At 70.2% G+C, this 25,146-nt stretch carries 22 protein-coding genes and 1 pseudogene; 12 read left to right on the plus strand and 11 right to left on the minus strand.

What is annotated here, in order from left to right:
* The first annotated feature begins 58 nt into the window (after window positions 1-58).
* The gene (gene fusA / locus KY49_RS18935; protein ID WP_042586131.1) at window positions 59-2,173 is read left to right on the plus strand and encodes an elongation factor G; all 2,115 of its coding nucleotides are present in this window, start codon (window positions 59-61) and stop codon (window positions 2,171-2,173) included.
* A 170-nt stretch (window positions 2,174-2,343) separates the two neighbouring features.
* The gene (locus KY49_RS18940) at window positions 2,344-3,354 is read left to right on the plus strand and encodes a HoxN/HupN/NixA family nickel/cobalt transporter (RefSeq protein WP_042586132.1); all 1,011 of its coding nucleotides are present in this window, start codon (window positions 2,344-2,346) and stop codon (window positions 3,352-3,354) included.
* 379 nt (window positions 3,355-3,733) lie between these two features.
* Here the strand turns inward: KY49_RS18940 and KY49_RS39155 are convergent, their stop codons facing one another.
* Entirely contained in the window at window positions 3,734-4,684 is a 951-nt protein-coding gene (locus tag KY49_RS39155; protein ID WP_197083590.1) for a hypothetical protein, read from the minus strand.
* A gap of 37 nt (window positions 4,685-4,721) precedes the next feature.
* On the minus strand, window positions 4,722-5,567 hold the full coding sequence (locus tag KY49_RS18950) for an aldo/keto reductase (RefSeq protein WP_042586133.1): 846 nt from the start codon (window positions 5,565-5,567) through the stop codon (window positions 4,722-4,724).
* 166 nt (window positions 5,568-5,733) lie between these two features.
* Between KY49_RS18950 and KY49_RS18955 the strand changes: the two genes are divergently transcribed.
* Entirely contained in the window at window positions 5,734-6,480 is a 747-nt protein-coding gene (locus KY49_RS18955) for a GntR family transcriptional regulator (protein ID WP_042586134.1), read from the plus strand.
* A 24-nt stretch (window positions 6,481-6,504) separates the two neighbouring features.
* Here the strand turns inward: KY49_RS18955 and KY49_RS18960 are convergent, their stop codons facing one another.
* Window positions 6,505-7,899: a CoA transferase gene (locus tag KY49_RS18960; RefSeq protein WP_042586135.1), complete on the minus strand. Its 1,395-nt coding sequence runs from the start codon at window positions 7,897-7,899 to the stop codon at window positions 6,505-6,507.
* Between the two features lie 109 nt (window positions 7,900-8,008).
* Here KY49_RS18960 and KY49_RS18965 point away from each other — a divergent pair, with 109 nt between their 5' ends.
* Complete coding sequence (locus KY49_RS18965) at window positions 8,009-9,241, plus strand: citrate/2-methylcitrate synthase (protein ID WP_042586136.1); 1,233 nt, start codon at window positions 8,009-8,011, stop codon at window positions 9,239-9,241.
* Here the strand turns inward: KY49_RS18965 and KY49_RS18970 are convergent.
* Window positions 9,214-9,600: a DUF2917 domain-containing protein gene (locus KY49_RS18970; protein ID WP_331456558.1), complete on the minus strand. Its 387-nt coding sequence runs from the start codon at window positions 9,598-9,600 to the stop codon at window positions 9,214-9,216. The two genes, KY49_RS18965 and KY49_RS18970, sit on opposite strands and share 28 nt — an antisense overlap.
* A 165-nt stretch (window positions 9,601-9,765) precedes the next feature.
* On the opposite strand from KY49_RS18970, the gene mdtD reads away from it, so the two are divergent.
* Complete coding sequence (mdtD, locus tag KY49_RS18975; RefSeq protein ID WP_042586137.1) at window positions 9,766-11,202, plus strand: multidrug transporter subunit MdtD; 1,437 nt, start codon at window positions 9,766-9,768, stop codon at window positions 11,200-11,202.
* Window positions 11,203-11,386: 184 nt separating this feature from the next.
* Window positions 11,387-12,661 (plus strand): EAL domain-containing protein, encoded by a 1,275-nt coding sequence (locus tag KY49_RS18980; RefSeq protein WP_042586138.1) that lies wholly within the window; start codon window positions 11,387-11,389, stop codon window positions 12,659-12,661.
* Between the two features lie 37 nt (window positions 12,662-12,698).
* Here KY49_RS18980 and KY49_RS18985 read toward each other — a convergent pair whose 3' ends face one another.
* The 3 genes and pseudogenes from KY49_RS18985 to KY49_RS18995 form a co-directional block, all read right to left on the minus strand.
* Complete coding sequence (locus tag KY49_RS18985; protein WP_042586139.1) at window positions 12,699-13,304, minus strand: class I SAM-dependent methyltransferase; 606 nt, start codon at window positions 13,302-13,304, stop codon at window positions 12,699-12,701.
* Between the two features lie 143 nt (window positions 13,305-13,447).
* Window positions 13,448-13,711: pseudogene (locus KY49_RS18990) on the minus strand (2-dehydropantoate 2-reductase N-terminal domain-containing protein); the annotation flags it as partial.
* A gap of 15 nt (window positions 13,712-13,726) precedes the next feature.
* Window positions 13,727-14,254 (minus strand): Mpo1 family 2-hydroxy fatty acid dioxygenase, encoded by a 528-nt coding sequence (locus tag KY49_RS18995; protein WP_042586141.1) that lies wholly within the window; start codon window positions 14,252-14,254, stop codon window positions 13,727-13,729.
* Between the two features lie 82 nt (window positions 14,255-14,336).
* On the opposite strand from KY49_RS18995, the gene KY49_RS19000 reads away from it, so the two are divergent.
* Window positions 14,337-15,065, plus strand: a complete 729-nt coding sequence (locus KY49_RS19000; protein ID WP_042586865.1) for a Crp/Fnr family transcriptional regulator — start codon at window positions 14,337-14,339, stop codon at window positions 15,063-15,065.
* Window positions 15,066-15,089: 24 nt separating this feature from the next.
* Here the strand turns inward: KY49_RS19000 and KY49_RS19005 are convergent, their stop codons facing one another.
* From KY49_RS19005 to xseA, 4 genes are all read right to left on the minus strand, one after another.
* Window positions 15,090-16,415 (minus strand): MFS transporter, encoded by a 1,326-nt coding sequence (locus KY49_RS19005; RefSeq protein WP_042586142.1) that lies wholly within the window; start codon window positions 16,413-16,415, stop codon window positions 15,090-15,092.
* A gap of 17 nt (window positions 16,416-16,432) precedes the next feature.
* Complete coding sequence (locus KY49_RS19010) at window positions 16,433-17,743, minus strand: MFS transporter (protein WP_042586143.1); 1,311 nt, start codon at window positions 17,741-17,743, stop codon at window positions 16,433-16,435.
* Window positions 17,744-18,014: 271 nt separating this feature from the next.
* Window positions 18,015-18,593, minus strand: coding sequence for a superoxide dismutase [Fe] (sodB, locus tag KY49_RS19015; RefSeq protein ID WP_010100165.1), 579 nt, complete (start codon window positions 18,591-18,593; stop codon window positions 18,015-18,017).
* A gap of 181 nt (window positions 18,594-18,774) precedes the next feature.
* Entirely contained in the window at window positions 18,775-20,157 is a 1,383-nt protein-coding gene (gene xseA / locus KY49_RS19020) for an exodeoxyribonuclease VII large subunit (protein WP_042586144.1), read from the minus strand.
* Window positions 20,158-20,893: 736 nt separating this feature from the next.
* On the opposite strand from xseA, the gene lpxK reads away from it, so the two are divergent.
* From lpxK to KY49_RS19045, 5 genes are all read left to right on the plus strand, one after another.
* Complete coding sequence (lpxK, locus tag KY49_RS19025) at window positions 20,894-21,922, plus strand: tetraacyldisaccharide 4'-kinase (protein WP_042586145.1); 1,029 nt, start codon at window positions 20,894-20,896, stop codon at window positions 21,920-21,922.
* A complete protein-coding gene (locus KY49_RS19030; protein ID WP_010090898.1) occupies window positions 21,903-22,097 on the plus strand; it encodes a Trm112 family protein in 195 nt (64 codons plus the stop codon). The genes lpxK and KY49_RS19030 overlap by 20 nt, the downstream gene beginning before the upstream one ends.
* A gap of 110 nt (window positions 22,098-22,207) precedes the next feature.
* A complete protein-coding gene (gene kdsB, locus KY49_RS19035; RefSeq protein WP_010090897.1) occupies window positions 22,208-22,999 on the plus strand; it encodes a 3-deoxy-manno-octulosonate cytidylyltransferase in 792 nt (263 codons plus the stop codon).
* A gap of 211 nt (window positions 23,000-23,210) precedes the next feature.
* Window positions 23,211-23,873 carry an adenylate kinase gene (adk, locus tag KY49_RS19040; protein WP_010090896.1) on the plus strand — a complete coding sequence of 221 codons (663 nt, stop codon included), beginning with the start codon at window positions 23,211-23,213 and terminating at the stop codon, window positions 23,871-23,873.
* Between the two features lie 471 nt (window positions 23,874-24,344).
* Complete coding sequence (locus KY49_RS19045; RefSeq protein WP_042586146.1) at window positions 24,345-25,103, plus strand: 3-hydroxyacyl-CoA dehydrogenase; 759 nt, start codon at window positions 24,345-24,347, stop codon at window positions 25,101-25,103.
* The last annotated feature ends 43 nt before the right edge of the window (window positions 25,104-25,146 follow it).

The following is a 25,146-nucleotide window of genomic DNA, read 5'->3' on the forward strand; positions in this document are numbered from 1 at the left end:
CGATTCCCCCGGTCCGGCGCCGCCGGCCGGCTTACGACCCGAACCACTGGAGGTTCACGTGCCCCGCAAAACCCCCATCGAGCGCTATCGCAACATCGGGATCAGCGCTCACATCGATGCCGGCAAAACCACGACTACCGAACGCATCCTGTTCTATACCGGCGTGAGCCACAAGATCGGCGAAGTGCACGACGGCGCGGCCACGATGGACTGGATGGAGCAGGAGCAGGAACGCGGCATCACGATCACGTCGGCCGCGACGACCGCGTTCTGGAAGGGCATGGCCGGCAATTATCCGGAACACCGGATCAACATCATCGACACCCCCGGGCACGTCGACTTCACGATCGAAGTGGAGCGTTCGATGCGCGTGCTCGACGGCGCGTGCATGGTCTACGACTCCGTCGGCGGCGTGCAGCCGCAGTCGGAAACCGTGTGGCGCCAGGCGAACAAGTACAAGGTGCCGCGCATCGCGTTCGTCAACAAGATGGACCGCGTCGGCGCCGACTTCTTCCGCGTGCAGCGGCAGATCGGCGAGCGCCTGAAGGGCGTTGCCGTGCCGATCCAGATTCCGATCGGCGCGGAGGACCATTTCCAGGGCGTCGTCGATCTCGTCAAGATGAAGGCGATCGTCTGGGACGACGACAGCCAGGGCGTGAAGTTCGCCTACGAGGACATCCCGGCGAACCTCGTCGACATCGCGCACGAGTGGCGCGAGAAGATGGTCGAGGCCGCCGCCGAAGCCAGCGAGGAACTGCTCGAGAAGTACCTGACCGACCACAACTCGCTGACCGAGGACGAGATCAAGGCCGCGCTGCGCAAGCGCACGATCGCCAACGAGATCGTGCCGATGCTGTGCGGCAGCGCGTTCAAGAACAAGGGCGTGCAGGCGATGCTCGACGCGGTGATCGACTACCTGCCGTCGCCGGTCGACGTGCCCGCGATCCTCGGCCATACGCTCGACGACAAGGAAGCGGAACGTCATCCGAGCGACGACGAGCCGTTCTCCGCGCTCGCGTTCAAGATCATGACGGACCCGTTCGTGGGCCAGCTGATCTTCTTCCGCGTGTATTCGGGCGTCGTCGAGTCGGGCGACACGGTGCTGAACCCGACCAAGGACAAGAAGGAACGGCTCGGCCGGATCCTGCAGATGCACGCGAACGAGCGCAAGGAAATCAAGGAAGTGCGCGCGGGCGACATCGCGGCCGCGGTCGGCCTGAAGGAAGCGACGACGGGCGACACGCTGTGCGACCCGGGCAAGCCGATCATCCTCGAGAAGATGGAATTCCCGGAGCCGGTGATCTCGCAGGCGGTCGAGCCGAAGACCAAGGCCGACCAGGAAAAGATGGGCCTCGCGCTGAACCGCCTCGCGCAGGAAGACCCGTCGTTCCGCGTGCAGACCGACGAAGAGTCGGGCCAGACGATCATCTCCGGGATGGGCGAGCTCCACCTCGAGATCATCGTCGACCGGATGAAGCGCGAGTTCGGCGTCGAGGCGACGGTCGGCAAGCCGCAGGTCGCGTATCGCGAGACGGTGCGCACCACCGCCGACGACGTCGAGGGCAAGTTCGTCAAGCAGTCGGGCGGCCGCGGCCAGTACGGCCACGCGGTGATCAAGCTCGAGCCGAACCCCGGCAAGGGCTATGAATTCCTCGACGAGATCAAGGGCGGCGTGATTCCGCGCGAGTTCATCCCGGCGGTCAACAAGGGCATCGAGGAGACGCTGAAGAGCGGCGTGCTCGCGGGCTACCCGGTCGTCGACGTGAAGGTGCACCTGACGTTCGGCTCGTACCACGACGTCGACTCGAACGAAAACGCGTTCCGCATGGCCGGCTCGATGGCGTTCAAGGAAGCGATGCGTCGCGCGAAGCCGGTGCTGCTCGAGCCGATGATGGCGGTCGAGGTCGAGACGCCCGAGGACTTCATGGGCAACGTGATGGGCGACCTGTCGAGCCGGCGCGGCATCGTGCAGGGCATGGAGGACATCGCGGGCGGCGGCGGCAAGCTTGTGCGCGCCGAGGTGCCGCTCGCCGAGATGTTCGGCTACTCGACGTCGCTGCGTTCAGCGACCCAGGGTCGCGCCACGTACACGATGGAGTTCAAGCACTATGCGGAGACGCCGGCGAACGTGTCGGATGCGGTGATCAACGCGAAGCGCACCGACACGCGGTAACGTCGGCCAAGGCTGCACCTGAAGTCCATCCGGCCCGTCCGTTCGCGGACGGGCTTTTTTTGTGTTCATCGAAGATGACCGGAGAACGCGGCGCAGGATTTTTGACCGGGCCGCAGCGCTTTTTTGCCCGTGCCACAATCCGCTGCAATCCATCCGACGAATCGACGCCGATGCCGCCCACCCCTGCCCTGCGCCGCCTGCTGATGCTCTATGCGGGCTTGCTCGCCGCCAATGCGGCCGTCTGGCTATGGGCGCTCGCGGCGCTGCGCGAGCGGCCGCTGCTGCTCGGCACGGCCGCGATCGCGTACGGGCTCGGGTTGCGCCACGCGGTCGACGCCGATCACATCGCCGCGATCGACGTCGCGACGCGCAAGCTGATGCAGGAAGGCCGGCGTCCGCTGACGGTCGGCCTGTTCTTCTCGCTCGGCCACTCGACGATCGTGGTCGCCGCGACGCTCGGCGTCGCGCTGACCGCGTTCGCGCTGCGCGAGCGCTTCGATGCGTTGCGCGACATCGGCGGCACGATCGGCACCGCGGTGTCCGCGACGTTCCTGCTCGTGCTCGCGTGCGTGAACCTCGCGATCCTGTGCGACGTGTGGCGGCGCTATCGCGACGGCGGATCGGGCGGCGCCGACGCCGCGCACACGCATCGCAGGGCCGGCGTCATCGCGCGCCTGCTGCGTCCGCTGTTCCGGTTCGTCACGAAGAGCTGGCACATGTATCCGGTCGGCGTGCTGTTCGGACTCGGTTTCGATACTGCAACTGAAATCGGCCTGCTCGCGATCGCCGCCGCGCAGGCGAGCCAGGGCCTGCCCCTCTACGCGATCCTGCTGTTTCCCGCGCTGTTCATGGCCGGCATGACGCTGATCGACTCGACCGACAACGTGCTGATGATCCACGCGTACGGCTGGGCGATGGACGATCCGCAGCGCAAGCTCCTGTACAACGCGAGCATCACGTTCGTCTCGGCGGCCGTCGCGCTTGCGATCGGCGGCATCGAGGCCGCGGGGCTGCTCGCGGACAAGCTCGCGCTGACGGGCCCCGTGCGCGATGCGCTCGACGCGGTCGGCGAGCGGTTCGGCGCGCTCGGATACGGGATCGTCGCGCTGTTCCTGATCTGCTGGATTGCGTCGATCCTGTTCCACCGCTGGCAGCGCGCGGCCGACGCGCCGGCGCGCTGACCTTCCTCCAGACGTTTCATTCCGGAAACAAAACCTCCTCCCCGACCTTTCAGGCTCCGTCTTGCACAACGCGCGCGCCTTGCGGCACGGGCGTGACCGGCCAATGGCACGAATCTCGCAGATAGGGCTGCGCACGGCGGGCCCGCGTGCCGATCGATGTTCCAGACCGACGCCACGCGCCGGCCCGGACCGAATCGGCCGCTGAAACCACAACGCATCTCCGGCTCCCGGGCACTACACGCACACAGTCGCGCGGCGACGAGGCATCGCGCGCTTTGGGAGACCAATGATGCACAAGACCAAACAGCCGTTCCGCGCCGCGGGACGGTGCTACCGCGCGACCTTGCTGGCCGCGGCCGCGTTCGCTTGCTGCTGCGGCTCATATGCCGTCGCGCAGGACGCAACTTCCATCGGACCCGTCGCCGGACAGTCGGGCGACGACGCCCCACCCTTCACCGCGCCATCGCCGGTCGCGCAGAATGCGATGCCCGACGCCGCGCCCATGGCAATCGGCGGCGAGGACGTCACGGTGCCCGTTGCCGGGCACGCGGCCGGATGCGCCGTCGATCCGGCTGCATGCGCGCCAGGCAAGTACGCCAGCGGCGGTGTCGGCGGCAATGGTGGCGCCGGCAGTGGTGCCGGTGCCGGCCCGGGCAGCGGAAGCGGCAGCAGCGGGAGTAACGGAAACGGCACCGTCGGGCCCGCAAGTGTCGGCGGAACGACAGGCTCGACTGCGGGTGGCGCGACCGGTAACGGTCGCAGCGGCGGCAACTCTACGGGCAATGCATCTAACAGCGGCGGATCCGGTGGCGGTGGTTCGGGTGGCGGTACTTCGGGTGGCGGCACTTCGGGCGGCGGCACTTCGGGCGGCGGTACCTCGGGTGGCGGCACTTCGGGCGGCGGTGGTCATGGTGGTCACGGTGGCGGTGGCGGCGGTGGCGGCGGTCACGGTGGCGGCGGTGGCGGTGGCGGCGGCGGCGGCGGTGGCGGTGGCGGTGGCGGTGGCGGTGGCGGTGGCGGTGGCGGTGGCGGTGGCGGTGGCGGTGGCGGTGGCGGCGGCGGCGGCAACGGCGGCGGCAACGGCGGCGGCAACGGTGGCGGCAACGGCGGCGGCAACGGCGGCGGCAACGGCGGCGGCAACGGCGGCGGTCATGGTGGCGCCGGCGGCGGCGTTGGCGGTCATGGCAACGGCGGCCACGGCAACGGTGGCGGCAACGGCAATGGCAACGGCAGTGGCGGCGGCGGCAACGGTGGCGCCAACGGCGTCGGTAATGGCAACGGCGGTCACGGCAACGGCGGCGGCCATGGCAATGGCGGGTCGGGCAGCCACGGCCACTGATCGGCGGTGCCGTCCGGCGCCATCGTGGTCAGAGCATTTCGAGCGCGCGCTTGCTGCGCGGCGGACGAAAGTACGCGTCCAGCTGTGCGCGCTCGTCATCGCTCAACACGAGATCGAGCGCGGCGCGGTTGTCTCGCACGTGCTCGATCCGCGCCGCCTTCGGGATCGCGAACACGCCGGGCTGCGCGAGCACCCAGGCCAGCGCGACACGCGTCACCGACACGCCGCGCACGCGGGCGATTTCGTCGAGCGGCGAGTGTTTCGGCAGACGCGCATGATCGACCGGGCTGTACGCCATCGCCGGGATCCGGCGCGCCGCGAGCCACGGCAGCAGATCGAACTCCGGCCCGCGCCGCGCGATGTTGTAAAGGATCTGATTGGTCGCGCACGCCGCGCCGCCCGCCTCGTCGACGAGCGCCTGCATGTCGGCCGTATCGAAGTTGCTCACGCCCCAGTGGCGAATCTTGCCGGCGCGGCGTAGCGCGTCGAAGCCCTCGACCGTCTCCTCGAGCGGCACCGAGCCGCGCCAGTGCAGCAGATAGAGATCGATGCGATCGGTGCGCAGGCGCTTGAGGCTCGCTTCGCACGCGGCCACGACGCCCCGGCGGCTCGCATGATGCGGATACGCCTTGCTGACGAGAAACACGTCGTCGCGCAAGCCGTCCAGCGCGTCGCCGACGAGCTCCTCGGTCGCGCCGTCGCCGTACATCTCGGCGGTGTCGATCAACGCCATGCCGAGCGCGATACCCTCGCGCAGCGCGGCGATCTCGCCCGCGCGCCGGGACGCGCGCTCGCCCATCTCCCACGTCCCCTGCCCCAGCTTCGGGATCGTCTCGCCGTCGGGCAGGACGACCGTGGCAATCGTGTCCGTCATGCGTTACTCCGTGCAAATTCGTGGCCGCGCGCGGCGTCGGTGGTACGGAATGCGACGCATCAGTGTAGCCATTCGGCGCGGCGCGCGAGCGCCGTGCGGCAAAAACCGGCTATAACGCCGCCGCATGATGACTTAGAATGGCCGCAACCTGATCGATACCCATTCCATGAAGTCAACGACGGACGACCGCTGGCAGGACCTGCGCCCGGACCCCGACAACGATACCCCGCTCTATCTGCAGCTCGCCCGCAAGCTCGGCGACGCGATTCACGACAACCGCTGGAGAGCCGGCGAGGCGCTGCCGTCCGAACGCGTGCTGTCGGATGCGCTCGGCGTGTCGCGCATCACCGCGCGCAAGGCGATCGCGCTGCTCGTCGAACAGGGGCTGATCCGGCGCACGCAAGGCGCGGGCAATTTCATCCAGTTGCGCTACGAGGATCCGCTGTCGCGCCTGTCGAGCTTCAGCGAAATGCTCGAACGGCGCGGCTTCAAGCCGAGTTCGCAGTGGCTCTCACGCGAGATCCAGCCCGCGAGCCGCGACGAAGTGATCCAGCTCGGGCTGTCGCCGGCCGCGTCGGTTACACGGTTGAAACGTCTGCGCCTCGCCGACGGCATCGTGATGGCCGTCGAGAACTCGACGTTTCCCGCGACGCTGATCCCCGATCCGCAGGCGATCGGCGATTCGCTGTACAGCTACCTCGAAGCGCGCGGCACGCCGATCGTGCGCGCGCTGCAGCACTTCCGCGCGGTCAACGCGACCGACGAGATCGCGCGGCAGATGGGCATCGCGCCGCACGACGCGCTGCTGCTGATCACGCGGATCGGCTACACGGCCGACCAGCGCGCAATCGAGCTGACCGACACCTACTGCCGCAACGACTACTACGACTTCGTCGTCGAGCTGCGCAAGTAATCCGCAACGTCACACGAGCGGCCCCTATTCGATCCAGCGCGCTTCGTCCGCGCCGAGCGGCACGGGCGGCAATGCGAAGAACGGCGGCGTCGCCGACAGCCGTTCCGCCGGGCGCACCGCATCGACGACGCCGAACGGCGACACGATCCGGTCGAGCCGGTCGCCTACGTCGTCGGGCGTGATCTCGGGCGCATGCGCGCCGTCCGGCACGAGGCCGAACGACTGCAGCCAGCGGCCCGTCTGCGCGAGCGACAGCCGCACCTGCCAGCTGCCGCCTTCGCGCGCGCGGCGCGCCAGCGCGATCATCGCGCCGAACGCCGCGAGATAGCCGGTCGCATGATCGAGCGCCTGGCACGGCAGGTGACGCGGCGCGTCCGCGTGGGCCGCCTGCCGCTCGCGCCATGCGATCCCGCTCGCGGACTGCACGAGGCTGTCGAAGCCGCGCCGCCGCGACCATGGCCCCGCGTGCCCGTACGCGGAAATCGACACGCACACGATGCCCGGCCGCAGCGCCGCCAGCGCGTCCGGCGAAAAGCCGCGCAACGCAAGCGCGCCGGGACGGTACGCGTCGATGAACACGTCCGCCTGCCGCGCGAGCCGCTGCAGCGCGTCGACGCCCGCGGTGTCGCGCAGATCGAGCCACGCGGACCGCTTGCCACGCCCGTTGTCGATCACGAGCGGCGCGATGTTCGGCAGATGCGGGCCATTGACGAGCAGCACCTGCGCGCCATGCGACGCGAGCGTGCGGCCGGCGACCGGGCCCGCAATGATGCGCGTGAGATCGAGCACGCGCACGCCCGCGAGCGGCCGGCTCGCGTCGGCGCCGCCGAGCGCCTGCACCGGCGCGTCGCCGATGCGTTCGATCTCGAACAGTGGCAGCGCCGCGAGCGCGCGCGCCTGCTCGTGCGCCGCCCATTCGTCAGGTGTTCTGATCAGCGCCGCGCACAGGCCCGCGTCCGCGAGTGCGGCGTCGAGCGGCGCGCCGTCCCGCGTGCGGATCGCCGCCGCGACTTCCGCCCGGCGCTCGCCGCAGCCGAGCACGCCGAGTATCCCGCGCAGGTGATGCGGGAAGTTCGCGTGCAGCTGGATCCAGCGCGCATCGCGCGTCTCGTAGAAACCCGTCACCGGATGGCGCAGCTCGGGCGGCGGCCCGTCGTCGACGCGCAGGTAGCGTTCGCTGCGAAACGCGACGAGCGCGTCGCGCACCGACACGTCGACGCGCTGCGCGACGCCCGTGCGAAGCCGATGGCACTCGGCGGCCGCCAGCCCGGCCGCCGCGATCGACGCCGCGGCCAGCGTGCCGACATGGAACGCCGACGGCAGCGCCGGATCCTGCCCGTCGATCGCCACGCGCGCGAGCGCGCCGGGCTCGCCGTGCGCGAGCTGCCAGAGATGCGTCAACGCGAGCCTGGGCGTCATGATCGGTCGCCTCGCGGAAGGGAATGTCGAATTGAGTCTAGAATTCGCCGCAGGCACGATCAACCTTGATCGCGCCTCCCGCCATCACGATCGACCAGGAGCGATCCGCGTGACGTCTCTCAGCGCCCCCGAAGCCGCCGACGTACTGGGTGTCAGCGTGAGCACCCTCTATGCGTACGTGAGCCGCGGCCTGCTGCGCTCGCTGCCCGACGGCGACAGCAAGCGCCGCCGCTACGACGCGAACGAAGTACGCCTGCTCGCGCGCCGCCGCGCCGATGCGAAGCGCGCGGGCGGCGTCGCCGAACGCTCGCTCGACTGGGGCGTGCCGGTGCTCGAATCGCGCATCACGCAGATCGCCGACGGCCGCCTGTTCTATCGCGGCGCCGACGCGACCGTGCTCGCCGCCGATGCGACGCTCGAAGCCACTGCCGCGCTGCTCTGGGACTGCCCGCCCGCGCGGCTTGCCGCAGCACCCGCCGCGACCGGCGGCTTCGACGCCGCGCAGTGGCAGGACTGGGCGCGCCCGTGGGCGCATCTCGCGCCGCTCGAGCGCACGCTCGTGCTGCTGCCGGCCGCGGCCGCGTCGATCCCGCGCATCCTGGCGCAGGGGCGCGACGCGCAGCTCGATACCGCCGCCCTGCTGCTGCGCGTCGCGACCGCCGCGCTCGCGGGCATCGCGCCCGGCGACGCGCCGCTGCATCGCCAGCTCGCCGACGCGTGGCAGGTGCGCGGACGCGGCGAGGCCGACCTGCTGCGCCGGGCGCTCGTGCTGTGCGCGGATCACGAACTGAACCCGTCGACGTTCGCGGTGCGCTGCATCGCGTCGACCGGCAGCCACCTGTTCGGCGCGATCGCGGGCGGACTCGCGGCGCTGGCCGGCCCGCGCCACGGCGGCGAGACGTTCCGGGCCGGCACGCTGCTCGACGAAGCGGCTCGCGCCGCCGACCCGGACCGCTATCTGGCGTTCCGCCTCGCGCACGACGAACGCGCGGCCGGCGGCCGCGCGGCGCTGTCCGGCTTCGGCCATCCGCTCTATCCGGCCGGCGACCCGCGCGCGCAGGCGCTGCTCGGCGCACTGCAGGCCGCGGTGCCGGACCGCCCCGCGCTGCGCGCGGCGCTCGCGCTCGCCGCGCGCGTCGAAGCGGCAACCGGGCAGCGCCCGACGATCGACTACGCGCTCGCGGCGCTGGAACGCGCGCTCGCGCTGCCCGACGGCGCCGCGTTCACGCTGTTCGCGGCCGGCCGCACGGCCGGCTGGATCGCGCACGCACTCGAACAGTACGCGGACGGCAAGCTGATCCGGCCGCGCGCACGCTACGTCGGCAGCGACGCGCCGGCCTGACGGCGGCGCCCGCGCCACGCGGCCAGACGCTGCCGCAGCGCCGCGGCGAACGGCGCCGCCCGCTCATCCGCGCGGCTCAGCGTGAAGCGCGCCCCGCGCGATCCGGCGCTGACCCAGATTTGCGCGCCGGGCCCGAGCGCAAGCCTGTCGCCGGGCCGCAGCCAGTGGTCGGCGGGCTCGCCCTCGATCGTCAGCCACACTTCGCCCGCCGTGGCGCGCAGCACGCTGCGGCGGACCAGCCGCCAACACACGGCAGGCTCGTCGGCATCCAGTTCGTAGAGTCGCAGTTCACGCATGGCCCGCTCCCGGTCGTGGTCGATCGCACCCGTCCAGTATCCGGACAGCAGCAGCACGCTCACAGATACGCCCGCAGACACTTTCGGCTGAACTGTACCGGTCCATCGGGCGGCCCGCTGGCACGGGGTCGAAACTGCGCGGCGCAGCGGCTTTCCCTACAATGTCGGCTGTCCTGCGTTCACGCGGCGCCGCCCGCGTGCCCACGTTTCAACGTTCGCCCGCCGCCCATGTTTCAACGCCCGACCGCCGCCGCCGCCGGCGAAAAGAACCTCACCGTGATGCTCTGGCTCGTCGCGACGGGCTTCTTCATGCAGACGCTCGACGCGACGATCGTCAACACCGCGCTGCCGTCGATGGCGGCGAGCCTCGGCGAATCGCCGCTGCGGATGCAGTCGGTCGTGATCGCGTATTCGCTGACGATGGCGGTGATGATCCCGGTGTCCGGCTGGCTCGCCGATACGCTGGGCACGCGGCGGGTGTTCTTCAGCGCGATCCTGGTCTTTTCGCTGGGCTCGCTGCTGTGCGCGAACGCGCATACGCTGCCGCAGCTCGTCGCGTTCCGCGTCGTGCAGGGGATCGGCGGCGCGATGCTGCTGCCGGTCGGACGGCTCGCGGTGCTGCGCACGTTCCCGGCCGAGCGCTACCTGCCGGCGCTGTCGTTCGTCGCGATTCCGGGCCTGATCGGCCCGCTGATCGGCCCGACGCTCGGCGGCTGGCTCGTGAAGGTCGCGTCGTGGCACTGGATCTTCCTGATCAACGTGCCGGTGGGCGTCGCGGGCTGCATCGCGACTTGGTATTCGATGCCCGACGCGCGCAATCCGGCCGTCGGCCGCTTCGACCTGAAGGGTTATCTGCTGCTGACGATCGGCATGGTCGCGATCTCGCTGTCGCTCGACGGGCTCGCCGACCTCGGCATGCAGCATGCGGCCGTGCTCGTGCTGCTGATCCTGAGCCTCGCGTGCTTCGTCGCCTACGGGCTGTACGCGGTGCGCGCCCCGCAGCCGATCTTCTCGCTCGAGCTGTTCCGGATCCACACGTTCAGCGTCGGCCTGCTCGGCAACCTGTTCGCGCGGATCGGCAGCGGCGCGATGCCGTACCTGATCCCGCTGCTGCTGCAGGTGAGCCTCGGCTACACCGCGTTCGAGGCGGGCCTGATGATGCTGCCGGTCGCGGCGGCCGGGATGTCCTCGAAGCGCCTCATCACGCGCCTCATCATGAAGCACGGCTACCGCAACGTGCTGCTCGCGAACACGGTCATGGTCGGCGCGATGATGGCAAGCTTCGCGCTGATGCACGATTCGATGCCCGTGTGGCTCAAGGTCGCGCAGCTCGCGCTGTTCGGCGGCTTCAACTCGATGCAGTTCACCGCGATGAACACGCTGACGCTGAAGGATCTCGGCACCGGCGGCGCGAGCAGCGGCAACAGCCTGTTCTCGCTCGTGCAGATGCTGTCGATGAGCCTCGGCGTGACGGTTGCGGGCGCGCTGCTCGCGACCTTCACCGGGATGCTGCGCACCGTGACGCCGAGCAACACGCTGCCCGCGTTCCACGCGACCTTCATCTGCGTCGGCGTGATCACCGCGGGGTCGGCGTGGATCTTCGCGCAGCTCGCGCCGGAGATCCGCGGCGCCGCACGCAAGACCGATCCGTCCGAGCGCGCATGACGCGGGCCGGCGCGCCCCGGTTCGGACGGCGCACCGGCATGCGGCGCACCACAACGGTGCAACCGGCCCGGCCGATGCCCGCGTTCGCACCGCGTCAGCGGGCCGCACCGGCCGCGCGATTGCGCACGCTTCTTGCTCGCCTATTCTGTAGGTAAACTGGCAGCCTCCCCCGGCCGACATCATGATGAGCATGATCGACATCGATCCCCCCGGCTTTCAGCCGCCCCGCCCCGTCGCCGGCGACGACGGCAACCGGCGCACCGTGCTGTACGGCGGCTATACCGTCTTCAGCGTGTTCCAGCCGGTGTTTTCCGTGTCGCACCGGCGCGCGATCGGCTATCACGCGTCGCTGCGCGCGCACGACGAGGAAAGCCGCCAGGTCGCGTCGCACGAGGTCTTCACGCAGGCCGCGCGGCGCGGCGACCTGCTCGAGCTCGGCCGGCTCGCCGAATCGCTGCACCTCGGCAACTTCCATGCGTTCGACAGCCACGACGAATGGCTCTTCCTGAGCCTGCATCCCGCTGCGCTGATGGACACCGTCTACGGCGACGCGCTGCTCGCGAACCTGAAGGCGCTCGGCCTGCCGCCGCACCGCGTGGTGCTCGAGGTGCCCGAGCAGGCGGGCGGCGAGACGCCGCGCTATGCGGCGATCGTCGACGGCCTGCGCAAGGCCGGCTTCCTGATCGCGCTCGGCGGCTTCGGCGCGAAGCATTCGAACATCGACCGCGTCTGGCACCTGCATCCCGACATCGTCACGCTCGACCGCGGCATCCTCGCGCAGGCGAGCGAGCATTCGCATCTCGAACGGGTGCTGCCGGGGCTCGTGTCGCTGCTGCACGAATCCGGCCAGCTCGTGCTGATGGGCGGCCTCGCGACCGAGCGCGACGCGCTGATCGCGCTCGAATGCGACGTCGATTTCGTGCAGGGCCAGTATTTCGCGGGCCCGAGCGTCGAGCCGGTGCAGCCGCAGGCCGCGGCGGGCTGCATGGATACGCTGTCGGCCGCGCTGCGCCTGCGCGTCGCGGAACGCGAGCGCTCGCAGGCGACGCGGCTCGCGCCGTACGTCGCCGCGCTCGAGGAGGCCGGCACGAAGCTCGGCGCGGGCGACACGCTCGTCGACGCGGCCGCCACGGTGCTCGGCCTGCCCGAGACCGCGCGCTGCTTCCTGCTCGACGCGTCCGGGCGGCAGATCGGCGACAACGTGCTCGCGCGCGGCAGCGTGTCGCAACGCGCGAAGCGCTTTCGCCCGCTGCTGCACTCCGAAGGCGCGAGCTGGGAGCGCCGCCCGTACTTCATCCACGCGATGCGCACGCCGGGCCGCGTGCACCTGACGCCGCCCTACCTGTCGATCAACGAGGCGCACCTGTGCGTAACCGCGTCGATCGCCGCGCCCGTCGCTGGCGGGATGCAGGTGCTCTGCGTCGACATCAACTGGGAAGCGGCCGCGCACCGCGACTGACGCCCGCAACGCCGCGCGCGCGTCACGCGAACCTGCGTCAGGCCGCCCCGTCCGCCCTGCGGACGATCAGCCGGTGCACGCGCTTGCCCGACGACGCGCTGACGACTTCATGCTCGTCGATCACCTGCACGCCGCCGCCGAGCGCCGCGCGCATCCGGGCGCCGTCGAGCGCCGTGTACAGGCGCCCGCGCTCGTCGCGCAGCGACCCGCTGCCGGCCACCCGCCAGCTCATGTACAGCGTGCCGCCCGGCGCGAGCAGCTCGACGAGCCGCGCGGCCGCCGCCGCCGCCTCGACATGATCGAGGTGCATCACCACGGTCTCGCACAGCACGTTGCGGAACGCGCCGGACGGCACGCCGGGAAGCGCCGGCAGCGCCGCCTGCTCGAAGCGCAGGCCGGGATGGCGGCGGCGCGCCTCGTCGAGCAGCGCCGCGCTCGCGTCGTAGCCGCGCACGTCGAAGCCGCGGGATTCAAGCCAGGCCGTATCGCGTCCCGCGCCGCAGCCGACGTCCGCGGTCGGTCCCGGCGCGAAATGCTGTTCGAGGAGCGCATACATGTCGTCGGGCGGCCCCTCGTCGAGCCAGAGCTGTGCATAGTCGGCGGCGTAGGTGTCGTACGCGTCGAGTGTCGGGCGATCCACCATGGCGATTGCGCTCCGCAATGACGTCACATGACGCCAATCCCATCTTAGTCATTGCACGGCGTCACATCGGCACGCAATCGTTTGGCGTCCTGCGCTCACTTCGCCAGCGCGGCCCACAGCGCGTCGCCGCGCCACACGGGCCGCTGCGCGGCGGCCTCCGGCGCAGCCGCCGACTTCACCGTGACGAGCACGAGCGCCGCGTCGGCCGCCGCGGCCATGTCCGTGTCGAACGCGACGTCCCCCGGCGCGCGCTGCGCGCGATACCCGCGATGATCCGACAGCGTGAGCCCATGGTTCCGGATCGCGTCGCCGATCCGCGCGCGGCCGATCAGCGTGACGGGCTGCCCTGCCGCCGCGAGCCGGCCGCCGACGTAGCAGCCGAGCGCGCCGGCGCCGACCACGCAGATGGCGCCATCGGCCGTTCAGACATGCGCGTCGTGCGCGCCGCCGTGCACGGGCCCGGCCCGCTCCTCGACCGCGCGCCGCACGTCGCCGCGCAGCCCCGCGAAGAACGCGACCTCGGCGACGACGAACAGCGGCCCGACCATCAGCCCGACGAGATCGTCGACGAACGCGGGCTTGCGCCCTTCGAACCAGTGCCCGACGAACTGCACGATCCAGCCGACGACGAACGCGCCGATCCCGATGCCGAGCCATTGCGCGGTCGGCAGCGCGGCGAGCGTCTGCCCGGCCCACAGGCCGAGCGCGAACAGTGCAGTCATCACGGCGCCGAAGCGCAGGTCGATGCGCAGGTAGAACACGACGAACGCGATCGTGAGCAGCAGCGCCGGCGACAGCGCGATGCCCGCCGGCGCGCCGAACGCGGGCCGCGACAGCAGCACCTCGACCGCGAACACGATCATCGGGATGCCGACCAGATGCGTCGCGATGTTGCGTGCGTCGCGGTGATAGGCCGCGTACTGGGAGAGATGGTCTTCAAGGGTCTTCATGGCGTCTCCTCGTCGTTCGATGCGCGCTATGATGCCCGTCACGCCCGAGAACCTCTGTCGGCTACCCGACATCGCGCCGCCCATGCCCGAGTCCTTCGACCCCGAGCCTTTCGACCCCAAGTCTTTCGACCGATACCTGCCGCAACTCGACGCGCACCCGTGGTTCGCCGCGCTGCCGCCGGCACTGCGCGCGGCGTTGCTCGCGCGCGCCGTGCTGCGCCGCCTGCCGGCAGGCCACGCGCTGTTCCGCCGCGGCGACCCGCCGTGCGGGCTGTACGCGGTGCTGGGCGGCTCCCTCACGATAGGCGCGGTCGATCCGCAGGGCAAGGAGGCGCTGCTGACGGTCGCCGAGCCGGTCACGTGGTTCGGCGAGATCGCGCTGTTCGACGGCCTGCCGCGCACGCACGACGCGATCGCGCTCGACGACACGCTGCTGCTGCACGTACCGCAGGCGGCGCTGCTCGCGATCCTCGACGCGACGCCGCAATACTGGCGGCAATTCGCGCTGCTGATGGCGCAGAAGCTGCGGCTCAGCTTCCTGAGCGTCGAGTCGATGAGCGTGATGCCGGCCGCGCAGCGGCTCGCCGCGCGCCTCTTGATGATCGCCGACGGCTACGGCGGGATCAGCGCCGGCCGCACGCGCATCCGGCTGTCGCAGGAAAAGCTCGCGGCGATGCTGTCGCTGACGCGGCAGACCACGAATCAGCTGCTGAAATCGCTGGAGACGGACGGCGTGGTGCGGCTGCACGTCGGCGAGATCGAACTCGTCGACGTCGACGCGCTGCGGCGCGCAAGCGGGCTGCCAGGCTGAGAAGCCACCGGCGCGCCGCGCCCGTCACGACCGCCCCGGCTCCCCGCGCCACGCGACGCCGTCGCCGCGCCGGCCCGCCCTCATCAACAGCACCGCGCCGACGCAACCGAACAGCGCGAGCGTCAGCATGCCGGCCTGCGGATGCCCGGCGACGCGCTCCGCGACGCTCTTCAGGTTCGGCGCGACGAAGCCGCCGAGATTGCCGACCGAATTGATGAACGCGATCCCGCCCGCCGCGGCCGCGCCGCCCAGGTAGCCGGTCGGCAAGGTCCAGAACAGCGGCTGCACCGCGACGAACCCGGTCGCGGCCACGCAGAACGCCACCAGCACGACCGGCAGCGACGTGCCAAGCGCCGACGCGGCGATGCCCGCCGCCGCGAACGCCAGCATCGCGGCCGCCCACGCACGGTGGCGGCCCGAGCGGTCCGCGCGCCGCGTGACGACGAACGTGCCGGCGATCGCCGCGCACCACGGGATCGCGGTCAGGAAACCCACCGCCGTGCCGACGTGGCCGCCCGTCAGCCCGGCGATGCGCGTCGGCAGGTAGAACACGACGCCGTACACGCTGACCTGGATCGCGAAATAGATTGCGCTGAAGAACAGCACGCGCGGGTCGCGCAGCGCCGCCGCCACCGACGCCGGGCCATGCGCGCGCTTGTGCGCGTCCTCGTCGCCGAGCGTCGCCGCGAGCGCCGCGCGCTCGTCGGCCGACAGCCAGCGTGCGTCGGCGGGCCGGTCGGTCAGGTAGAAGAACGCGATCGCGCCGACCATCGATGCCGCGAGCCCCTCGACCGCGAACATGCCCTGCCACGGATGCAGGCCGAACGGCATCGGCAGGTCGAGCAGCCAGCCGGACACCGGGCTGCCGAGCACGAGCGCGAGCGGCAGCCCGAAGTAGAACAGGCCCATCGCCTGCGCGCGGATTCGCGCCGGAAACCAGTTCGACAGGAACAGGATGATGCCGGGAAAGAAGCCCGCTTCCGCGATGCCGAGCAGCACGCGCAGCAGGTAGAAGCTCGCCGCGTCGTGCACGAACGCCGTGCATGCGGACACGAGGCCCCAGGTGAGCATGATGCGGCTCATCCACACACGCGCGCCGAAGCGATGCATCAGCAGGTTGCTCGGGACTTCGAACAATGCGTAGCCGACGAAGAAGATGCCGGCGCCGAACGCGAACGCCGCGTCGCTCAGGCCGGTGTCGGCCTGCAGCACGCTCTTCGCGAACCCGACGTTCGCGCGATCGACGAACGCGAGCACGTACATCAGCACGAGGAACGGCAGCAGGCGGGCGCGGGCCTTGCGGGTGGCGGCATCCAGTGCCGGCGATGCGTCGACGGTCGGCAGGTTCATCGATGTCGTCTCCCCGTTCAGTGTCCTGACGGACCGGCCATCTCGAAAGCCGCATCGTCCGCGTGCGCACGTGCATCGTCGCGCAGCGGCAGGTCGGGCCGCATGAAGAAGGTCATCACGATGCCGAGCCCGAGCAGCGCGATCGAGCCGGCGAACGGCAGCGTCCAGCTGCCGGTGCGGTCGACGACGAAGCCGAACACGATCGGCGTGAAGATGCCCGCGATCGCCGAACCCGCGTTCACGAGGCCGCTCGCGACGCCGACGTGCCGCGGCGTGATGTCCATCGGCACTGCCCAGATCGGCCCGATCGTCATCTCGAGGAAGAAGAACGACAGGCTCATCGACGCGGCCGTCACGGTCAGCGACTTCGCGAACATCACCGGCGCGAGGAACACGAGCGCGCCGGCGAACGCGACGATGATCACGTTGCGGCGCGCGGCGACGACGTTGCCGGTGCGCTTCAGCACGCGATCGCTGAGCACGCCGCCCGCCGTGTTGCCGACCACGCCCGACAGGAACACGCCGGCCGAGAACAGCGCGGATTGCTTCAGGTCGAGGCCGCGCCCGTGCATGAAGAAGGTCGGCAGCCACGTGAAGAACAGCCAGCCGGTCCAGCCGTAGCAGAAATAGACGACCATCGTCGGCGCGATGCGGGCGAGCAGCCGCCGCCACGGCGTGCGTGCATGCGCCTGCGAGTCGGCCGCGGCGCGGGCTGGCGGCAGGTCGGCCGCTTCGGCCGCGCACATGTGGCGGTGCCGGCGCGGATCGTCGGCGAAGTACCACGCGTAGACGATCACCCACACGGCGGTGAGCGCGCCCGCCGCGACGAACGACGCGCGCCACGATGCGATCGCGACGACGAACGCGACGAGCGGCGGCGTCACCGCGTTGCCGAGCCGCGAGAAGGAATGCGTGAGCCCCTGCACGAAACCGCGCCGGCCGGCCGGGAACCAGTTGGTCAGCGCGCGGGCCTGCGCGGGCAGCGCCGCGCCCTCGCCGATGCCGAGCAGCATGCGCGCGCAGAACAGCGACACGAGGCCGCCGGCGAGCCCGGTGGCGACGGTCGCGACGATCCAGATCGTCGCGCAGGCGATCAGCGTGCGCTTCGCGCCGTAGCGGTCGCTCGCCCAGCCGCCGAGCACCTGGCAGATCGCATACGTGTACGCGAATGCCGCGAACACGAGGCCGATGCCGGTATTGGACAGATACAGGTCGTCGCGGATCACGCCGGCGGACGCCGACAGGTTCACGCGATCGAGGTACATGATGAACGACATCGCGCACATCAGCGCGAGGACCGACCGACTGACGCGGGGGCGTCGAAACATGGTGTCTCCTCCAGGAGCGGCGCGCGGCCCCGTGGCCGGGGTCTCGATGCGCGCGGTCATTCGTGTCACGAATTGCTGGAGAACGAGTGTCGGAGCCGGGCCGTCGAGCGTCTATTGAATTTATGGCATCGACTGATTGCCTCCGGTTATAAGGCCCGGCCGGCCTTCGGCCATGCGGCGGCCGAAAAGCAAAAAGCCCTCGTCCGTGAACGAGGGCTTTTTGCGGGATGCCGCGCGCCCGGTGCGGGGGCGCGGCGAAGGTGCCGGTGACTTACGCGAAGTTCTTCGCGGCGAAGTCCCAGTTCACGATGTTCCAGAACGCTTCGACGAACTTCGGACGCGCGTTGCGGTAGTCGATGTAGTACGCGTGCTCCCACACGTCGATCGTCAGCAGCGGCTTGTCGGCCGTCGTCAGCGGCGTTGCCGCGTTGCTCGTAGACACGATGTCGAGCGAACCGTCCGCCTTCTTCACGAGCCATGCCCAGCCCGAGCCGAACGTGCCGACTGCCGCCTTCGTGAAGGCTTCCTTGAACGCGTCGTACGAACCCCACTTCGCATTGATCGCGTCGCCCAGCGCGCCCGTCGGAGCGCCGCCGCCGTTCGGCGACAGGCTGTTCCAGAAGAACGTGTGGTTCCAGATTTGCGCGGCGTTGTTGAAAATACCGCCCGACGACTTCTTCACGATCTCTTCCAGCGACAGGTTTTCGAATTCCGTGCCGGGGATCAGGTTGTTCAGGTTCGTCACATAAGCCTGGTGATGCTTGCCGTAGTGGTACTGAATCGTCTCTTGCGAGATGGTCGGCGCGAGCGCGTCTTCAGCGTACGGGAGCGGCGGGAGCGTATGAGCCATGGCGATTCCTTCGTTGAGTATGTAGGGAGGCTGTGTTGAATGCTGCCGAGCGTCCGATTGTAGGCGAGGACGAATAACCCCGCAAACTCGCGGGCCATTTATCCGCGGTATGCGGAAAAGCGGCGTTCGCGCAGCACGTCGAGGCAGCGAGCAGGTTGCGTTCCCGATGCCGGACGCCGCGTCAGAACGTATCCGACAGCCGCGGCTGCACGTCGGCGAGCGACACGTCCGCCGAGCCTTCGGCGAGATGCACGGTCAGCCGCCGCTGCGGCTTCAGCGCACTCGGCGCGCGCACCGCGCGGCCCGTCTGCGCATCGATGAGCGCCGCATAGCCGCGCTCGAGCGTGCGTTGCGGGCTCAGCACCTCGAGCCGCGCCGCACAGGCTGCCACGCGCGCCGTATCGCGTTCGTGGCGGCGCTGCAGCGCGACCGAAAGACGCTGCTCCAGCCCGGCGAGCGCGTGACGCGCCTGCGTCACGTCGGGCCGCGCGCGCTGCCAGCGCAATTGCGCAAGCGCGAAGCGGGCGCGCGCGTCGCGCACCGGCCGCGCCGCCGCGGACGCGAGGCGCACCGCGAGCTGCTCGACATGCGTGCGCTGCCGCTGCAGCCGTTCGGCCGGGCTGACGAGCCGGCGCGCGAGCCAGTCGAGCTGCTGCGCACGCTGTTCGAGCACGCGGCGCATTCCGCGCGCGAGCGCGCCCTGCCGGTCGCTCACCTCGCGCAGCAGCAGCGCGCGCTGCGGGCTCGCCAGTTCGGCCGCGCCGGTCGGCGTCGGCGCACGCACGTCGGCGGCGAAATCGGCAATCGTGAAATCGGTTTCGTGCCCGACGCCGCTGACGACGGGCAGCGCGCTCGCGGCGATCGCGCGCGCGAGCGCCTCGTCGTTGAACGACCACAGATCCTCGATCGAGCCGCCGCCGCGGCATACGAGCAGCACGTCGACCTCGCCCCGCGCGTTGGCGGTCTCGACCGCCGCGACGAGCTTCTCGGCCGAACCCGCGCCCTGCACGGGCGCCGGATAGACGATCACCGGCACGTGCGGCGCGCGGCGCGCGAGCGTGGTCAGCACGTCGCGCAACGCGGCGGCCTGCAGCGACGTGACGATGCCGATCGCGCGCGGATGCGCGGGCAGCGGCCGCTTGCGCTCGGGCGCGAACAGGCCCTCCGCCTCGAGCTGCGCCTTGAGCCGCAGGAACGCCTCGTACAGACGCCCCTGCCCGGTGCGCCGCACGGCCTCGACGTTGAGCTGCACCTCGCCGCGCGGCTCGTACATCGTGACGACCGCGCGCACCTCGATCCGGTCGCCTTCGCGCGGCGTGAACTCCGCGTATTGCGCGCGGCCGCGGAACATCACGCAGCGCATCTGCGCCTGCTGGTCCTTGATCGAGAAATACCAGTGGCCGCTCGCGGCGCGCGTGAAGTTCGACACTTCGCCCGCGACCCACAGCAGCGGAAACGAGCGCTCGAGCATCGTCGAAATCGCGCGGTTGAGGACCGAGACGGGGATCACTTCGTCGCCGCCGCGCGTCGCGCCCGGCGCGGTAAATGAGGAGTCGGAAAGCATGGACGATCGGTTGAATGCTGGCGGCGACACGATAGTCCGACATCCGCCCGGCGTCTAGGGCCTGTTCACGCTAATAACGGGCTTGCGAACGTGCCTTGCCGGTCGTAGTGCAAGGAGCAAGGAGCGCCGTTTGGCCGCGCCAAACAAGCGACGCGCGACGCCACAATACGGCCGGCAAGGCACGTTCCCGTAACTAAAAAATCTCTCTTGGGGCTGGCCGCCAGAAGGGCCGAGCGCAAGGAATGGGACGCAGCGAATACTGGACGTATTCGCAAGGAGCATGACGCGGCGATCGGCCCTTCTGGCGGCCAGCGCATGCCCGTTATTAGCGTGAACAGGCCCTAACGGCGATGCGTGCATTGCACAACGCGGAAAGTGTCCACACCCCGGCAATCGACTGCAAAAAACCCCGCAAAACTCCCCAAAACCCCTGACAATTTGTGACAACACGTTGATTTTTAAAAAGTTTTAAATCTTTAGAAATGGTTCTCATCCGATTCGAAGTCCGCCGGACGGGCATGTGCGGCGATCGCCCGCCGGGTTCTTCACAGAGTTATCCACAGGCCCGGGCGATCCGGCCCCGCCTGCGTCGTGACGGCGCGGCGCTTGCCGGGCCGGCGCGGCGCGCGCTAGAGTGCCGCCTTCCGCAGAACCTGCGGCATGCGCCGCCATCCGGAGAATTCGCCTTGACGACCCCGTCCCACGCCACGCGGCGCCACACGCCGCGCGCTGACCGATGAGCACGCCCGGCGGCCCGCTTGCCCGGCTCGAGACGCGCCTCACGCGCGAATGGCAACGCCGCGGCGCACTCGCGTGGGCACTCACGCCGTTCGCCTGCGTATTCGGGCTGTGCGCGGCGCTGCGCCGCGCGGCCTACGCGCAAGGCTGGAAGAAGCCGGTCGACGTCGGCGTGCCGGTCGTCGTGGTCGGCAACGTGACCGTCGGCGGCACCGGCAAGACGCCGACCGTGATCGCGCTCGTCGATGCGCTGCGCGCCGCCGGCTTCACGCCCGGCGTCGTGTCGCGCGGCTACGGCGCGAACGTGCGCACGCCGACCGCGGTGACGCCGGGCTCGCGCGCGAGCGAGGCCGGCGACGAGCCGCTGCTGATCGCCCGCCGCACCGACGCGCCAGTGTGGGTCTGCCCGGATCGCGTCGCGGCCGCGCAGGCGCTGCGCGCCGCGCACCCGGACGTCGACGTGATCGTCAGCGACGACGGCCTGCAGCACTACCGCCTTGCGCGCACGGTCGAGCTCGTCGTATTCGACCACCGGCTCGGCGGCAACGGCTTCCTGCTGCCGGCCGGGCCGCTGCGCGAGCCGCTGTCGCGGCGCCGCGACGCGACCCTCGTCAACGATCCGTACAGCGGCGCGCTGCCGCCGTGGCCCGACACCTACGCGCTCGCGCTCGCGCCCGGCGCCGCGTGGCATCTCGACCAGCCGGCGCTGCGCCGCCCGCTGTCGCAGTTTGCCGGCGAGCGCGTGCTCGCGGCGGCCGGCATCGGCGCGCCCGAGCGCTTCTTCGCGACGCTGCGCGCGGCCGGCCTCGCGCCGGCGACCCGCGCGCTGCCCGACCACTACGCGTTCGCGCACAATCCGTTCGACGGCGATCAGGTCGACACGATCCTGATCACCGAGAAGGATGCAGTAAAATTGGGCGCTTCCTGGCGCGACGCTCGAATCTGGGTCGTCCCTGTCGAAGCCGCGCTCGATCCTCGCCTCATTGCCCTCGTTGTGGAGAAACTCCGTGGACGCTCGCCTGCTTGAAATTCTCGTGTGCCCTATCTGCAAAGGCCCGCTCCACTATGACCGCGCCGCGCAGGAGCTGATCTGCAACGCGGACAAGCTCGCCTATCCGATCCGCGACGGCATTCCCGTGATGCTGGTCGACGAGGCGCGCCAGACCGTCGAAGGCACGCCGGTCGACCCGGCCGGCCGCTGAATCCAGCCGCTGAACCCGGCCGCTCATCCCGGCCCCGGCGCGCCTTGCCGCCCCGCGGGCGCCGCGCACGCGCCGCCCGCCGCTTCCGTCACCCGCTTCCGATCCGTCCGATGACCCATCCGCAGCCCTTCATCGCCGTCATTCCCGCCCGGCTCGCGTCGACCCGGCTTCCGAACAAGCCGCTCGCCGATCTCGGCGGCAAGCCGATGGTCGTGCGCGTCGCCGAACGGGCGCGCGAAGCAGGCGCGCAGCAGGTGCTCGTCGCGTCCGACGCGCAGAGCGTGCTCGACGCCGCGCGCGAGCACGGCTTCGAAGCGGTGCTCACACGCGCCGACCATCCGTCCGGCACCGACCGCCTCGCCGAAGTCGCGGCCGCGTTCGGGTGGAGCGACGACACGGTCGTCGTCAACGTGCAGGGCGACGAGCCGCTGATTGATCCGGCGCTGGTCCGCGACGTAGCGTCGCACCTGGCCGCGCATCCGGCCTGCGCGATCGCGACCGCCGCGCACCCGATCCACACGGCGGCCGACGTGTTCAATCCGAACATCGTGAAGGTCGCGCTCGACGCACAGAGCGTCGCGCTCTACTTCTCGCGCGCGCCGATCCCGTGGAGCCGCGACGCGTACCAGCCGCACTGGCCCGACGTCGCGGCGATGCCTGCGCCGGCGTTTCCGGTGTACCGGCACATCGGCCTCTACGCGTACCGCGCGCGTTTCCTGCGCACGTATCCGTCGCTCGCGCAGGCGCCGATCGAGCAGGCGGAACAGCTCGAACAGCTGCGCGCGATGTGGCACGGCGAGCGGATCGCCGTGATGATCACCGCGCACGCGCCCGAAGCCGGCATCGATACGCCGGCCGATCTCGAACGCGTGCAGGCCCTTTTTCGGCCGGATTCAAAATAACCCGTGGCATAATCGGACGGTTGTGCGAGCCGTCCGCGACCTGCGCGTCCTCGCTTGACCCCGCCCGCGGCCCTGCCGGCAGCCGCGCGTCGCCAAGCCGACGCGCCGCGTCAGACCGGTCCCGCCGCGCGCGCCAGGCAAGCCCCGCGCACGCTGTTGCCGGCGCCTTTGAGCCTCGCCATACGAATCTACATACTTGGAGATATTCACCATGCGTTTGATCCTGTTGGGCGCGCCCGGCGCGGGAAAGGGCACCCAGGCAAACTTCATCAAGGAAAAATTCGGCATCCCGCAGATTTCGACGGGCGACATGCTGCGCGCGGCCGTGAAGGCCGGCACCCCGCTCGGCATCGAGGCGAAGCGCTTCATGGATGAAGGCAAGCTCGTCACGGACGATCTGATCATCGGCCTCGTGAAGGAGCGCCTGAAGGAAGCGGACTGCGCGAACGGCTACCTGTTCGACGGTTTCCCGCGCACGATCGCGCAGGCCGACGCGATGAAGGAAGCCGGCGTCGCGATCGACTACGTGCTGGAAATCGACGTGCCGTTCTCGGAAATCATCGAGCGCATGAGCGGTCGCCGCACGCACCCGGCGTCGGGCCGCACCTATCACGTCAAGTTCAACCCGCCGAAGGTCGAAGGCCTCGACGACGTCACCGGCGAGCCGCTGATCCAGCGCGACGACGACAAGGAAGAGACGGTCAAGAAGCGTCTCGAAGTGTACGAAGCACAGACCAAGCCGCTCATCACCTACTACGGCGACTGGGCCGCGCGCGGCGAGGAGAACGGCCTGAAGGCGCCGCAGTACCGGAAGATCTCCGGTCTCGGCACCGTCGACGAGATCCGCGACCGTGCGTTCGACGCGCTGAAGTAAGCACCGCGTCCCGCATCTCGAAGCCGCCTGACCCAGGCGGCTTTTTTTTCGCGCCGGCGTTACCCGCACGATCGTGCGCTTTTCTCCGGCCGACGGCGGCGCCCCGTACAATCGGCCGGATCGATCGTATCCGGCCGCCCGCATGCAGGCGGGCCGGCCGGCGCTTACACTAGGGTCTGTTTACATACGGAACGCGCATGCGTTGCCACGAGAACGGCCGCTCGCGAGGCGTGCGACGCCGCGAATACTGGACGTATTCGCAAGGAGCACAACGCGGCGAGCGGCCGTTCTCGTGGCAACCCCAAATTGAAAAACCATGCCAGGGGAATGCCCGAAATCGCCCGTATGGCGGCGTCGCGCGTCGCTTGTTTGGCTCGGCCAAACGGCGCTCCTTGCTTCTTGCCCTACGAGCGATTTCGGGCATTCGCATGCGCGTTCCGTATGTAAACAGACCCTAGCAAGGAGACAGTCATGGAGATTCGCGGGAACGTCTTTCTGATCACCGGCGGCGCATCGGGCCTCGGCGCGGGCACCGCCCGGATGCTCGTGCAGGAAGGCGGCAAGGTCGTGCTCGCCGACCTCAACCAGGACGCGGGCGAGGCGCTCGCGCACGAGCTGGGCGGCGTGTTCGTCCGGTGCGACGTGTCGCGCGAGGAAGACGCGCAGGCCGCGGTCGACGCCGCGACGCGCGCCGGCACGCTGCGCGGCCTCGTGAACTGCGCGGGCATCGCCCCCGCCGCGAAGACCGTCGGCAAGGACGGCGCGCATCCGCTCGACGCGTTCGCGAAGACGATCAACGTGAACCTCGTCGGCACGTTCAACATGATCCGCCTCGCCGCGGTCGCGATGTCGGCGAACGAGCCGAACGCGCTCGGCGAGCGCGGCGTGATCGTCAGCACCGCGTCGGTCGCCGCGTTCGACGGCCAGATCGGCCAGGCCGCGTATGCGGCGTCGAAGGCGGGCGTCGCCGGCATGACGCTGCCGATCGCGCGCGACCTGTCGCGCAACGCGATCCGCGTGATGACGATCGCGCCCGGCCTCTTCGAGACGCCGATGCTGCTCGGCATGCCGAAGGAGGTGCAGGATGCGCTCGGCGCGATGGTGCCGTTCCCGCCGCGGCTCGGCAAGCCGGCCGAATACGCGATGCTGGTCCGGCAGATCGTCGAGAATCCGATGCTCAACGGCGAGGTGATCCGCCTCGACGGCGCGATCCGGATGCAGCCGAAATAACGCGCGGCCCGCGCGCCAGAAAAAAACGCCCGCCGCGCGCAAT

The organism is Burkholderia sp. MSHR3999 (assembly GCF_000833595.1).
GTDB classification, from domain to species: Bacteria; Pseudomonadota; Gammaproteobacteria; order Burkholderiales; family Burkholderiaceae; genus Burkholderia; species Burkholderia ubonensis.